This window comes from Allobosea sp. 10L417, assembly GCF_056395485.1.
Genome location: NZ_JBFTJP010000007.1, coordinates 185,695 through 198,573, shown reverse-complemented (window position 1 = coordinate 198,573; position 12,879 = coordinate 185,695). Strand labels below are relative to the sequence as shown.

General features: G+C 67.2%; 14 protein-coding genes. 13 read left to right on the top strand and 1 reads right to left on the bottom strand.

Annotation, left to right across the window (positions count from 1 at the left end):
• Nucleotides 1-20 precede the first annotated feature (20 nt).
• From nagZ to AC1DE3_RS18250, 12 genes are all read left to right on the top strand, one after another.
• On the top strand, nucleotides 21-1,031 hold the full coding sequence (nagZ, locus tag AC1DE3_RS18305) for a beta-N-acetylhexosaminidase (protein ID WP_476852632.1): 1,011 nt from the start codon (nucleotides 21-23) through the stop codon (nucleotides 1,029-1,031).
• A 184-nt stretch (nucleotides 1,032-1,215) separates the two neighbouring features.
• Nucleotides 1,216-2,046, top strand: a complete 831-nt coding sequence (locus AC1DE3_RS18300; RefSeq protein ID WP_441512732.1) for a segregation and condensation protein A — start codon at nucleotides 1,216-1,218, stop codon at nucleotides 2,044-2,046.
• Nucleotides 2,043-2,741 (top strand): SMC-Scp complex subunit ScpB, encoded by a 699-nt coding sequence (scpB, locus tag AC1DE3_RS18295; RefSeq protein WP_476778659.1) that lies wholly within the window; start codon nucleotides 2,043-2,045, stop codon nucleotides 2,739-2,741. Before AC1DE3_RS18300 ends, scpB begins: the two co-directional genes overlap by 4 nt.
• A gap of 158 nt (nucleotides 2,742-2,899) precedes the next feature.
• Complete coding sequence (locus AC1DE3_RS18290; protein ID WP_476778658.1) at nucleotides 2,900-4,012, top strand: ABC transporter ATP-binding protein; 1,113 nt, start codon at nucleotides 2,900-2,902, stop codon at nucleotides 4,010-4,012.
• Nucleotides 4,013-4,092: 80 nt separating this feature from the next.
• Entirely contained in the window at nucleotides 4,093-4,338 is a 246-nt protein-coding gene (locus AC1DE3_RS18285; RefSeq protein WP_441470671.1) for a twin-arginine translocase TatA/TatE family subunit, read from the top strand.
• A 99-nt stretch (nucleotides 4,339-4,437) separates the two neighbouring features.
• The gene (gene tatB / locus AC1DE3_RS18280; protein WP_476778657.1) at nucleotides 4,438-5,139 is read left to right on the top strand and encodes a Sec-independent protein translocase protein TatB; all 702 of its coding nucleotides are present in this window, start codon (nucleotides 4,438-4,440) and stop codon (nucleotides 5,137-5,139) included.
• The gene (gene tatC / locus AC1DE3_RS18275) at nucleotides 5,136-5,948 is read left to right on the top strand and encodes a twin-arginine translocase subunit TatC (protein WP_476778656.1); all 813 of its coding nucleotides are present in this window, start codon (nucleotides 5,136-5,138) and stop codon (nucleotides 5,946-5,948) included. The genes tatB and tatC overlap by 4 nt, the downstream gene beginning before the upstream one ends.
• A 133-nt stretch (nucleotides 5,949-6,081) precedes the next feature.
• Nucleotides 6,082-6,366 carry a GIY-YIG nuclease family protein gene (locus AC1DE3_RS18270; RefSeq protein ID WP_476778655.1) on the top strand — a complete coding sequence of 95 codons (285 nt, stop codon included), beginning with the start codon at nucleotides 6,082-6,084 and terminating at the stop codon, nucleotides 6,364-6,366.
• A gap of 243 nt (nucleotides 6,367-6,609) precedes the next feature.
• On the top strand, nucleotides 6,610-8,169 hold the full coding sequence (gene serS, locus AC1DE3_RS18265) for a serine--tRNA ligase (protein ID WP_476778654.1): 1,560 nt from the start codon (nucleotides 6,610-6,612) through the stop codon (nucleotides 8,167-8,169).
• A gap of 1 nt (nucleotide 8,170) precedes the next feature.
• Nucleotides 8,171-8,932 carry a 5'/3'-nucleotidase SurE gene (gene surE, locus AC1DE3_RS18260; protein ID WP_476778653.1) on the top strand — a complete coding sequence of 254 codons (762 nt, stop codon included), beginning with the start codon at nucleotides 8,171-8,173 and terminating at the stop codon, nucleotides 8,930-8,932.
• Between the two features lie 19 nt (nucleotides 8,933-8,951).
• Nucleotides 8,952-9,614 (top strand): protein-L-isoaspartate O-methyltransferase family protein, encoded by a 663-nt coding sequence (locus AC1DE3_RS18255; RefSeq protein ID WP_476778652.1) that lies wholly within the window; start codon nucleotides 8,952-8,954, stop codon nucleotides 9,612-9,614.
• Between the two features lie 169 nt (nucleotides 9,615-9,783).
• Nucleotides 9,784-11,139, top strand: a complete 1,356-nt coding sequence (locus tag AC1DE3_RS18250) for a peptidoglycan DD-metalloendopeptidase family protein (RefSeq protein WP_476778651.1) — start codon at nucleotides 9,784-9,786, stop codon at nucleotides 11,137-11,139.
• 222 nt (nucleotides 11,140-11,361) lie between these two features.
• Here AC1DE3_RS18250 and AC1DE3_RS18245 read toward each other — a convergent pair whose 3' ends face one another.
• A complete protein-coding gene (locus AC1DE3_RS18245) occupies nucleotides 11,362-12,246 on the bottom strand; it encodes an ATP-binding protein (protein WP_476778650.1) in 885 nt (294 codons plus the stop codon).
• A 273-nt stretch (nucleotides 12,247-12,519) separates the two neighbouring features.
• Between AC1DE3_RS18245 and yajC the strand changes: the two genes are divergently transcribed.
• Nucleotides 12,520-12,846 (top strand): preprotein translocase subunit YajC, encoded by a 327-nt coding sequence (gene yajC / locus AC1DE3_RS18240; protein ID WP_441512724.1) that lies wholly within the window; start codon nucleotides 12,520-12,522, stop codon nucleotides 12,844-12,846.
• The last annotated feature ends 33 nt before the right edge of the window (nucleotides 12,847-12,879 follow it).

Below are 12,879 nucleotides of genomic sequence, written 5' to 3'. Positions count from 1 at the left end.
CCGCTTTCTAACCCGGTACGATGACATCGCGCGCCTTCATCGCCGGCTGCCTCGGCACGAGCCTCACTGCGGACGAGCGCGCCTTCTTCCGCGACGCCCGGCCCTGGGGCTTCATCCTCTTCAAGCGCAACACGCAGACGCCCGAGCAGGTTGCGGCTCTAACGGCGGAGATGCGCGAGACCGTCGGCTGGCATGCGCCGATCCTGATCGATCAGGAGGGCGGGCGCGTCCAGCGCATGGGCCCGCCGAACTGGCCGAAATATCCGTCGGCGCGCGCTTTCCACGCCATCAACGACCGCGTCCGCCAGCGCGAGATCGTCCGGCTTTCGGCGCGGCTGATGGCGCATGACCTGAAGAGCGTCGGCATCGACGTGGACTGCCTGCCGGTGCTCGACGTTCCCGTGGCGGGCAGCCATGACGTGATCGGCGACCGCGCTTATGCCTATGATCCCGATCAGGTGGCGCGGCTCGGCCGGGCGGCGGCCGAAGGGTTGATCGCCGGCGGCGTGCTGCCGGTCGTCAAGCACATGCCCGGCCACGGCCGCGCACGGGCCGACAGCCATCACGACCTGCCTGTCGTCGATGCTTCGCTCGACGAACTCAGGGCGCATGATTTCCGCCCGTTCCGGCACCTCGCCGACATGCCGTTGGCGATGACGGCGCATGTGGTGTTCACGGCGCTCGATCCGAAGCATCCGGCGACCGTCTCCCGCAAGATCGTGCGCGAGGTCATGCGTGGCGAGATTGGCTTCGACGGGCTGATCATGACCGATGATATTTCGATGAAGGCGCTGTCCGGTTCCTTCGAGGCCAAGGCGCGCGCCGCCATTCGCGCCGGCGTCGACGTGATCCTGCACTGCCACGGCATCATGGAGGAGATGGTCGCGATCGCCGGCGCGGTTCCGGAAATGACCGGAATCCGCGCACGCCGCGCGGCGGCGGCACTCGGCCGCATCCGGCACGAGCCCGAGCCGATCGATCTTGAGGCTGCGCGCGCGGAATTGGCCGCCGCGCTTGCGCTGAGCGCCTGAACAGCCGAATTTGCTTCGGTGCCGACCCTAGATCTCAGCCCTCATCCCGAGGAGCCGCGAAGCGGCGTCTCGAAGGATGGTCCAGAACGCACTGGATCCTCCTTCGAGACGCAGCCTGAGGGCTGCTCCTCGGGATGAGGGCAGAGAGATCGAGAGGCTCGATCGCGGCAGAGGGCAGAGCTGCATGACGGCCGAGTTGCCATTCGAGGAGGATGCCGCGCGCCGTGAAGGCGAGCCCTCGCTCGTTGTCGATGTCGACGGCTATGAGGGGCCGCTCGACCTGTTGCTCGATCTCGCGCGCCGCCAGAAGGTCGATCTTCATCGCATCTCGATCCTGGCGCTGGCGGAGCAATATCTCACCTTCGTCGAGGAGGCGCGGGCGCTCAGGCTGGAGCTCGCGGCCGACTACCTCGTGATGGCGGCGTGGCTGGCCTATCTGAAGTCGCGGCTGCTGCTGCCCGAGCCGCCCAAGGGGGAGGAGCCGAGCGCGGCCGATCTCGCTACGGCGCTGGCGCTCCGCCTGCGCCGGCTGGAAGCGATCCGCGCCGCCGCACGCAAGCTCGCCTCGCGCGAGCGGCTGGGCCAGGACATCTTCGCGCGCGGCGCCCCCGAGGAGATCGTCGCAGGCGCCCGTCCGGTCTGGGAAGCCGAGCTCTACGACCTGCTCGCGGCCTATGCCCATCAACGCCAGAAGCGGGTGCAGGGGCATATCTCGGTCGGCCATCGCGTCGTCTGGTCGCTGGTGGAAGCCCGCGAGGCGTTGCAGCGACTGATCGGCGAGGCCGGGGACTGGACCGAACTGGACAGCTATCTGACGCAATACATGACCTCCCATGGCCTGCCGGCGCGGGAGATGCGGGCGACGGTCAGGGCCTCGGCCCTGTCGGCCATGCTCGAAATGGTCAGGGAAGGGGTTCTCGACCTGCGGCAGAACGAGGCTTTCGCGCCGATCGAGCTGCGCCGTCGTTCGGCACGGCCGCAGATTCTGCCCTTCGCCGGCAAGGATGCCTCATGACTGCCGCGACGGCCGAACCTCTGGACGCTGCGGATGGCGGCGGCGTCGAAGCTTTCGCCCAGGCACAGCGCATCGTCGAGGCGCTGCTTTTCGCGTCGGCGGTGCCCCTGTCGGCGGAGGCCTTGGGCCGGGCGATCCCGCCCGGCATCGTGGTCGAGCAGGTGCTGGCCCGGCTTGCGGAGAGCTATGCCATGCGCGGCGTCAACCTGCGCCAGGTTGCCGGCGGTTGGGCCTTCCGGACGGCGCCGGACCTTGGCTATCTGCTCGCCGCCGAGGCCGAGCCGCCGCGCAAATTGTCGCGCGCCGCGCTCGAGGTTCTGTCGATCATCGCCTACCACCAGCCGGTGACGCGGGCCGAGATCGAGGATATCCGCGGCGTCGCCACCGCCAAGGGCACGCTCGATATTCTGCTGGAGGCCGGCTGGGTGCGGCTGCGCGGACGGCGTCGCTCGCCGGGGCGCCCGGTGACCTACGGCACGACGCCCGGCTTCCTCGATCATTTCGGCCTCGACCGGATCGACGACCTGCCGGGCCTGGAGGAGTTGAAGGGAACCGGCTTCATCGAGGGCCGCCTGACGCGGGACTTGCAGGTGCCGGTTCCCGACGACGATCCGGGCTTGCGCGACGACGAGGACCCGCTCGGCGATCTGTTCAGCCCGCTTGACGACGGCGAGGGCGGGCCGCAACAGGGGTGAGGCGGACGGCGCCGTGTACCTCAGCCCTCATCCTGAGGAGCCGCGTAGCAACGTCTCGAAGGATGGTCCAGCGCGCTCCGGAGCATCCTTCGAGATGCAGCCTGACGGCTGCTCCTCAGGATGAGGGCTGAGAAACTGGGCCGCGCAGGGAGCAATCATTGGCACGCAGCGAGATCAAGGCGGGGTGGCTCGGCTGGGGCCGGCGCGGGACAGCCGGCGCGGCGATTGCGATGGCGCTCGGCTTCGAGGGCGTGACGCAGCGCTTCGGCGAGGTGACGGCGCTATCCGGCGTCTCACTTATGGTCGATCCGGGCGAAATCGTCGCGCTGCTCGGCCAGTCGGGCTGCGGCAAGACGACGCTGCTGAGGCTCGCTGCTGGCGTCGAGCGGCCGAGCGCGGGGCGGGTGCTGCTGGAAGGGCGCGATGTTTCGGCACCGGACCGGTTCGTCGAGCCGGAGCATCGCGGTGTCGGCTTCGTCTTTCAGGATTATGCGCTGTTCCCGCATCTGACCGTCGGCGAGAATGTCTGCTTCGGCCTGCGCGGGCAGAGCGCCGCGTCGACGGAGGCGACCGCGCTCAGGGCGCTCGCGCGCGTCGGCCTTGCCGATTTCTACGGGGCCTACCCGCATATGCTCTCCGGCGGCGAGCAGCAGCGCGTGGCACTGGCGCGTGCCATCGCGCCGCGCCCCGGCGTGCTCTTGATGGACGAGCCCTTCTCCAATCTCGACCGGCGCCTGCGCGACGTGGTCCGCGACGAAACCGCCGCGCTGCTGGAGGAAACCGGCGCCACTTCGATCATCGTGACGCATGATCCGGAGGATGCGATGCGCATCGCCGACCGCATCGTGCTGATGCGGGCCGGGCGCATCGTCCAGATCGGCACGGGGGAGGAGCTCTATCGCAGGCCCGCCAGCCTCTTTGCCGCCCGATTTTTCTGCGATTTTACCGAGGCCGAAGGTCGCGTCTCGGGAGGCGCGATCGATACGCCGCTCGGGCGCTTCGCGGCGCCGGGGGTGCCGGAGGGAAGTGAGGCGATCGCCTGCATCCGGCCGCATCGGGTGCGGATTGTGCCGAAGGGCTACTATCTGCCCGGGCGGCTCGTCGCGCGGCGCTTCCTGGGCGAGGTCGATCATCTGCTGATCGCCGTGGAGGGGTTCGACCGTGCGCTCTCGGTGCGGGCTGCGTTGTCGGACGAGATCACGGTGGGCCACGAGGTCGGCGTCGAGATTCCGACCGACGAAGTCCTTGTGTTTCCGGCGGCAGATCAATAGGTTCCGCCGCCGAGCGATCGACCGGGCAGGATTGGGTTGGGGATTTCTCCCGGTCGAGGCATTTTCGGAGGAGTTTCGCCATGGGTGGCGTGAGCATTTGGCATTGGATCGTCGTCGGCGTCATCGTGATGCTGCTGTTCGGGCGCGGCAAGGTGTCCGAGCTGATGGGCGATGTCGCCAAGGGTATCAAATCGTTCAAGAAGGGCATGGCGGAGGACGATGAGCCGACGCCGAGCGCGACGAATGTCGATCCCAAGGTGATCGATCATACCCAGGCCAGCAACACAGCTGCGCAGGCTCAGGCCAAGGCCGAGCACAAGGGCTGATGCGGCTTGCGTCCGCTGGACGCGGTTTTGGTGATGCGCGCGTTCTGATCCCTCGGCCTTGACGGCTGAGCGGAGGCGCGCCGAGAGGACGAGCCCTCGATGTTCGACATCGCCTGGAGCGAGATGGTGCTGATCGGCGCGGTGGCGCTGGTGGTGATCGGCCCCAAGGATCTGCCCAAAGCCCTACGCACGGTCGGCCAGACGGTCGGCCGTATCCGGCGTATGGCAACCGAATTCCAGGGGCAGTTCAACGAGGCGATGCGCGAGGCCGAGCTCGCGGACCTCAAGAAACAGGTCGAGGATGTCGGCGGGTCGGTGTCGAGCGCGCTCAACACCGACTACAAGCCGATCGAGGAGCCGAAGGATTTTTCGGCGTCGGGCGCGGGTGAAGCCACCCAGCCCGATGACGCGGCGCTGAAGGAGGCCGAGGCCAAGCTTGCTGCGCTGCCGGCGCCGGAGCTGCCGCCGATCGACATCGCCGCCGAGACGCCGACGCCTGCCGAGGAGTCTGTTCCCGCGGCCAAGCCGAAGCGGACGCGCAAGACGAAGGCTCAGGAAGAGCTGGTGGCCGAGAGCGCCCCGGCTGCCGAAGCTGCGCCCGCCACCGAGGCGGGCGAGATCGCCGAGAAGGCGAAACCGGCCCGCGCGCGCCGGGCCAAGGTCGTGGCGGATGCGCCGGAAGAGCCCGACACGGCCTTCCCGGAGGCCGCTTCGAGCGAGGCGCCGCAAGACGCGCCGAAGCCCACCCGCAAGCGCAAGCCCAAGGCATCCGACGCCAAGGGTGAGGAGACTTCCGCATGAGCGTCGCCACTCCTCGCGAGGGCGAGGACGACATCGAGGCCTCGCGCGCGCCGCTCATCGAGCATCTGATCGAGCTGAGGGCGCGGCTGATCAAGTCGCTGATCGCCTTCCTCATCATGTTCTTCATCTGCTTCGGCTTCTCGACGCAGATCTACAACATCCTGGTGAAGCCCTATGTCTGGGCCGCAGGCAGCGCGGCCAATGCGCAGCTGATCTATACCGGCCCGCTCGAGCTGCTCTTCACCCATATCAAGGTCGCCGCCTTCGGCGCCGGCTTCTTCGCCTTTCCGGTGATCGCGACGCAGGTCTACAAATTCGTCGCGCCCGGCCTCTACAAGAACGAGAAGGCCGCCTTCGCGCCGTATCTGATCGCAACGCCGGTATTTTTCACGCTGGGCGCGCTGCTGGTCTTCTTCTTCGCCATGCCGGTGCTGATGAAGTTCTCGCTCGGCATGCAGCAGGCTGCGACCGAGACCCAGGCCGGCATCGCGCTGCTGCCGAAGGTCAGCGAATACCTGTCGCTGATCATGACGCTGATCTTCGCTTTCGGCATCGCCTTCCAACTACCGGTGATCCTGACCCTGCTCGGGCAGGCCGGCATCATCGATTCGCAGTTCCTGAAGGACAAGCGCCGCTACGCCATCGTCTTCGTGTTCGTCGTGGCGGCAGTGCTGACCCCGCCGGACGTGATCTCGCAGCTCATGCTCGCGATCCCGATGCTGCTGCTCTACGAACTCTCGATCTTCTCGGTGCGCCGGGTGGAGAAGAAGAGCGCTGCGGCGAAGGCTGCTGAGGACGCGGCGGAGTAGGCGATCTCCCTCTCCATCGTCACTCCGGGCGCAGCGAAGCAAAGACCCGGAATCCATCGTAAAGCGACTTGCGCTACGATAGATTCCGGATCGGTGCCGCTTCGCGGCTTGTCCGGAATGACGGAGAGAAGGGATGTGGCTCTACATCATGGCGAGCGGCTGGAACGGCACGCTGTACGTCGGAGTCACAAAAAGCCTCAGCCGCCGGGTCGCTGAACATCGCGAGGGGCGTGGCTCCGAGTTCGTTCGCCGATACGGCGTCATTCATCTTGTCTATGCGGAGCGGCATGAACGTGCCGACGAGGCGATCGCGCAGGAAAAGCGCGTCAAGCACTGGCGGCGTGAGCGGAAGATCGCACTCATTGAGGCCGGGAATCCGAATTGGCGCGATCTCTACAATACGATCCATCTTGATTGACGGAAGTCCATGTCCGTCTTCTCACCCGCATCGTCATCCCGGCCGCAGCGAAGCGGAGCGCCGGGATCCATCGTAGAGCTGGAGCCTAGTGATGGATCCCGGAGCGGCGCCGCTTGCGCGGCTTGTCCGGGATGACGGCGCGTTTCGGTGGCCTGTCACTACAAGGTTCTCTGTTCCCTCCCGCGTCGTCCCGGTCTAGAGCATCCTGCGCTGCATTCCGCAGCGATGCATGGCCGGACGACGATGTACGACATCAGATGGATTCGCGAGAACGCCGCGGCGTTCGATGGAGGCTTGGCGCGACGGGGCCTGGAGCCGCTGTCGTCGTCGCTGCTCGCGCTCGATGATGTCCGCCGTTCCGCCATCGCCAAGGCGCAGGGCGTGCAGGAGCGCCGCAACGCGCTTTCCAAGGAAATCGGCAAGGCGATGGGCGCGAAGGATGTCGCGCTCGCCGAGAAGCTGAAGGCCGAGGTCGCGGCGCTCAAGGAAGAGCAGCCGGCGCTCGAGGCCGAGGAGAAGGCCGCGAAGGAGGCGCTCGACGAGAAGCTCGCCGCGATCCCGAACGTGCCGTTCGACGATGTGCCGGATGGTGCGGACGAGCATGACAATGTCGTGCTGCATATGCATGGCGTGAAGCCGGAGGAGCGCGGGCTGCTGAGGGGTATCAACGACCCCAAGCAGCATTTCGAGCTGGGCGAAGCGCTCGGCCAGATGGATTTCGAGAAGGCGGCCAAGCTCTCGGGCTCGCGCTTCGTCGTGCTGCAAGCCCAAGTCGCGCGGCTGTCGCGGGCGATCGGGCAGTTCATGCTCGACACTCACACCGAGGAGCATGGGTATACGGAGGTCAATCCGCCGCTGCTGGTGCGCGACGATGCGATGTTCGGCACGGCGCAGCTGCCGAAATTCGCCGGCGACCAGTTCCGTGCCGTCGCCTTCGAAATGCCCGAGCATCTGAGGAACCACGGTGCGGCGGCCGAGGTCTGGGAATCGCTGGCGGAGACCTGGGCGTCCGAAGAGGGCAAGCTCGAGCAGGCGACGTTCAACTCGGTGATGCAGGCGCTTCACGACGGCAAGGTTGCGCCGGACGAGCGCGACCAGATCACCGCCTTCGTCGAGGGGCTGCGCCGCGATCTCGCCATCGCGCGCCACGGTCAAGCCCGCGCCGAGCAGTGGGGCGACGCGTTCGGCGGGGGGCATTGGCTGATCCCTACCGCCGAGGTTCCGCTGACCAATCTGGCAAGGGAATCAATCCTTTCCGAGGAGGAGCTGCCGCTTCGATTCAGCGCCCTGACGCCCTGCTTCCGAGCCGAGGCCGGCTCGGCCGGCCGCGATACGCGCGGCATGCTGCGCCAGCACCAGTTCGAGAAGGTCGAGCTCGTCTCGATCACGGCGCCGGAGAAGTCGCGCGAGGAGCATGAGCGCATGCTCGCCTGCGCCGAGAACGTGCTGAAGAAGCTCGACCTGCATTATCGCGTGATGACCCTGTGCACCGGCGACATGGGCTTCGCCTCGCAGAAGACCTGGGACATCGAGGCCTGGCTGCCCGGCCAGAAGACCTATCGCGAGATCTCGTCCTGCTCGGTCTGCGGCGATTTCCAGGCGCGGCGCATGAATGCGCGCTACAAGACCAGGGACGGAAAGGGGCCGTTCTTCGTCCACACCCTCAACGGGTCGGGCACGGCGGTCGGCCGGGCGCTGATCGCGGTGATGGAGAACTACCAGAATTCCGACGGCTCGATCACCGTGCCGGAGGTTCTGGTGCCCTATATGCGCGGCGTGACCAAGATCGAGAAGGCGGCCTGAGATGCGTATTCTCGTCACCAATGATGACGGCATCCATGCCGAGGGGCTGGAAGTGCTGGAGCGCATCGCGCGCCAGCTCTCCGACGATGTCTGGGTCGTGGCGCCGGAGAGCGACCAGTCCGGCGTGGCGCATTCGCTGTCGTTGTCGAATCCATTGAGACTCCGCCAGATCAGCGAGAAGCGCTTCGCCGTCGCGGGCACGCCGACCGACTGCGTCATCATGGCGGTGCGCTCGGTGATGGCCGAGGCGCGGCCCGACCTCGTGCTCTCTGGCGTCAACCGCGGCTCCAACGTCGCGGAGGACGTGACCTATTCCGGCACCATCGCGGCCGCGATGGAGGGCACGCTGCTCGGCATTCCCTCGATCGCAGTCAGCCAGGCCTATACGCCCGGCGACCGCAGCAATATCCGCTGGGACTGCGCCGAGCATCATGCGCCCGGCATCATCCGCCGGCTGTTGGCGGAGGGCATTCCCGAGGGCGTGCTCTTCAACCTCAACTTCCCCAATGCGGGGCCGAGCGAGGTGCAGGGCGTTGCCGTCACGGTGCAGGGCCGGCGCGACCAGGAGCTGGTCAAGCTCGAGCCTCGCAAGGACGGGCGCGGCAATCCCTATTTCTGGATAGCCTTCCAGCGCAGCCGCAAGGAGCCGGCGAACGGCACCGATCTGCGCGCCATGGCCGAGAACCGCATCTCGGTCACGCCGCTGGAACTCGACCTGACCCATGAGCCGACGCTGACCCGCTTCGCGCAAGTCTTCGCCTGAGAGGCGGCGAGGAGGGGGCATGAGCGAGGAGGCGCCGGCCAGCGAGGGCGAACGTACCGTCGCCTTCCTGCTGTCGCTGAGGGCGCGGGGGGTGCGCGACCTCACGCTGCTGCGCGCTATGGAGCGGGTGCCGCGCGATCGTTTCGCGCCGGCCCGCTTTGCCGATCTCGCGCGTGAGGACGTCTCGGTGCCGCTGCCTTGCGGCCAGACGATGACCGCGCCGCATACCGTCGCCAATTTGCTCGGCGCGCTCGACATGCAGATGGGCGCGCGCGTGCTCGAAGTGGGCACCGGTTCCGGCTATGTCTCGGCGCTGCTGGCGGCGTTGGGCGGCGAGGTGGTTTCGCTGGAGCGCTATCGTTCGCTGGCGCTTGCCGCGCATGAGCGGGTCAGCGGCAGCGGTTTCGGCCAGCAGATCGATCTGCGCCATGCCGATGGCTTCCAGCCCGATCGCACGCTCGGCCGCTTCGACCGCATCCTCGTCAACGGTGTCACACAGACGGTGCCCGAGGCGCTGCTGATGCGGCTGTCGAATGGCGGACGACTGGTCGGCGCCCTGCGAATCGAGGGGGTGGCAAGGCGGGTGGTGGTCACGCGCGTCGGCGACGATCAGTTCGACCACGCGACCGGGCCGGTGCTGCGCCTGCCGCCGCTGGTGCCGGGTATTTCGCGCGCGCTCTGACGCCTGACCGCCCCAACCGGCGGCGGTTGCGGCGAGACGGCATGGAGCCGCTGCCCTCCCGGCGAGAATCCAAAAAAGTGAAGACGGCTTCGCCAGCGAAACGCTTTCGTAACCTCAACGGGACTTTAATGACCGTCATCGAGTTGCGTCGTTCGCGAGTACTCTGTTCATGCGTAGCCAAGCCGGATCGATCAATCATCGCGCTCTCCGTCGTCTCTCGACGGTGTGCCTGCTTGCCGTCGGTGTCAGCGCCTGCTCCTCGGACGCGTTGCGCTTCACCGAGACCCCTTTCGACAATCCCTTCAGGACTGCACAGGCCCCGGCGCCTGCTCGCGATCCGGCTACCACTGGCTCGATCGGGCGCTCTGCCAGCGCGCCGCTGCAGCCGGTTCCGTCGGCGCCGGTCGTGCGGGCGCAGCCTCTGCCGCCGCCGCAATCGGCCGTTGCGCTGAACTCGGCGCCGCCGCAGGCCGTCTCCGGCAGCGCTGCCGGCTGGTCGGCGCAAGGCGGCACGCCGGTCGTGATCGCGCAGGGCGAGAATCTCGACATGATCTCGTCGCGCTATGGCGTGCCGCGCGCCGCTCTGATGTCCGCGAACGGGCTGAGCAGCGCCAATGTGCCGCCGGGCACACGGATCACGGTACCGGTCTACAATGCGAGCGGCACCTCCGCTCCGGTTGCGGCCGCCGCTCCGGCCCCTCAGGCGACGCCGGCTCCGGCCCCATCGCAGCGTTTCGTCGCCGGTCCGGCTCCGGCCCGTCAGCCCGCTCCGGTCGTCGATGCGAAGGCGCATGCCAAGGCCGCGGCCGATGCCAAGGCCGCCGCTGCCGCGGAAGCCAAGACCAAGGCCGCCGCAGACGCCCAGGCGATGCGCGAATCCCGTGCCCGTTTCGCTGCCGAAGCCAAGGCCAAGGCAGATGCCCGCAAGACAGGCGCTGCCGTGCCGGCCGCAAAGCCCGTCGCCGAGGCGAAGCCCGCGCCCGTTCCGCAGCCGGTGAAGACCGCCGCTCCCGCTCAGCAGCAGGCGAAGCCGGTCGTGGTGGCGAGCGCACCCGCCGCCGAGCCGAAGCCGACCGCGATCCCGAAGGCGGAGCCCGCCGCCGAGCCGAAGACCACTGCCAGCCTGCCGAAGCAGGAGGAACAGGCGTCTTCGGGCGACAAGGCCGATTTCCGCTGGCCGGCTCGCGGCCGTGTGATCACCGGCTACAGCAAGGGCGGCAATGAGGGCATCAACATCGCGGTTCCCGAGGGCACGCCCGTCAAGGCGGCCGAGGGCGGCACCGTCGCCTATGCCGGCAGCGAGCTGAAGGGCTACGGCAACCTCGTCCTGATCCGTCACCCGAACGGATATGTCTCGGCCTATGCCCATAATGGCGAGCTCAAGGTGAAGCGCGGCGACGCCGTCAAGCGCGGCCAGGTCGTCGCCAGTTCGGGCCAGAGCGGCAACGTCTCCTCGCCTCAGCTCCACTTCGAGCTGCGCAAGGGCTCGACCCCGGTCGATCCGACTCCCTACCTCAACAACTGAGCCGCGTTCGACGCGAAAAGTTGCCAGCCTTCGATCGGTTCGCGAGACCCTCCCGATCGAAAAAAGGACGGGGCGGCCCCAGGAAGGGCTGCCCCGTTTTCGTTTGTTTTGCGATCGCCCGTCATGCTCGCCCTTGTTGCGAGCATCCACGTCTTGAACACCGCACTGCATCGATGAAGGCGTAGATGGTCGGGACAAGTCCGACCATGACGCGACGGCGCTTCACCCCTCCAGGCGCTTGCCCAGCCGGCCGGCGAGGTCCTGGATGTACTGCCAGGCGGTGCGTCCGGAGCGGGAGCCGCGCGTCGTCGCCCATTCCAGTGCGTCGCGGCGCAACTCCTCCGGGTCGATCGCCAGCCCGAAATGGCCGGCATAGCCGTTGATCATCTCCAGATACTCGTCCTGGCTGCATTTGTGGAAGCCGAGCCAGAGGCCGAACCGATCCGAGAGCGAGACCTTCTCCTCGATCGCCTCGCCCGGATTGATCGAGGTCGAGCGCTCATTGTCCATCATGTCGCGCGGCAGCAGGTGGCGGCGATTCGAGGTGGCGTAGAACACGACATTGTCGGGGCGCCCCTCGACGCCGCCGTCCAGCACCGCCTTCAGCGACTTATAAGAGGTGTCGTCGCTGTCGAAGGACAGATCGTCGCAGAAGACGATGGCGCGGTGAGGATCGCTGCGCAGCTGGCTCATCAGGGCAGGGAGGCTCTCGATGTCCTCGCGATGGATCTCGATCAGCTTCAGCGGCAGCGCGCCCTTCGGCAGATGCTGGTTGGTGTCGGCATGCACCGCCTTGACCAGCGAGGACTTGCCCATGCCGCGTGCACCCCAGAGCAGCACGTTGTTGGCGGGCAGGCCCTTGGCGAACCGCTCGGTATTCTCGGCCAGCGTGTCGCGGACACGGTCGACGCCGCGCAGGAGCGAAAGTGCGACGCGGTTGACCTTCGGCACCGGCACAAGCTCCGACCCCGTGGTCTGCCAGACGAAGGCGTCGGCGGCTTTGAGGTCGGCCGACTTGCGCCGCGGTGGCGCGATCCGCTCAAGCGCATCCGCAATCCGCAGTAGCGTCGCGAGGGTCTGGTCGGGGGCGGTCTCGGTCGTGGTCATGGCTCTGCGCCTTCGTTTCATCCTGCCGAACCGTACCGTACCGTCCGGTACGGTTGCTGTGGTTAGCTAAACCGCGTCGTGGATCGAGCGCAAGGGGCATTGCGCGAATGGCAGCAAGCCCATAGGTGAGGAGCGCGCATGGGCAACCGGGCGTGTCCGATTGATTTCACGGCATTGCTGGCTATAGTCCGCGCGATTTTTAGGCCGGGCGATGCTTTTGCCGTGTCCTGCGGCCGGCGGCCTGCTGCGCCGTCGTTAGAGAGGAGTTCTTCAGTGATCACCCCCGCTTTCGCCCAGGCGACAGGAGCCGGTGGCGGCACCGACATGCTGATCCAGCTCGTGCCGTTCCTGCTGATCTTCGTTATCATGTGGTTCCTGATCATCCGGCCGCAGCAGCGGCGGGCGAAGACGCATCAGGAGATGATCAAGAACGTGCGCCGCGGCGACACGATCGTGACCTCGGGCGGGCTGATCGCGAAGGTGTCGAAGGTCATCGATGACGCCGAGCTGGAAGCCGAGATCGCCGACGGCGTGCGCGTGCGCATCGTGCGCGGCATGGTCCAGGACGTCCGCTCGAAGAGCGAGCCGGTCAAGAGCTGACTTTGACAATCGATCGCGTTTTCGCATTCGGAC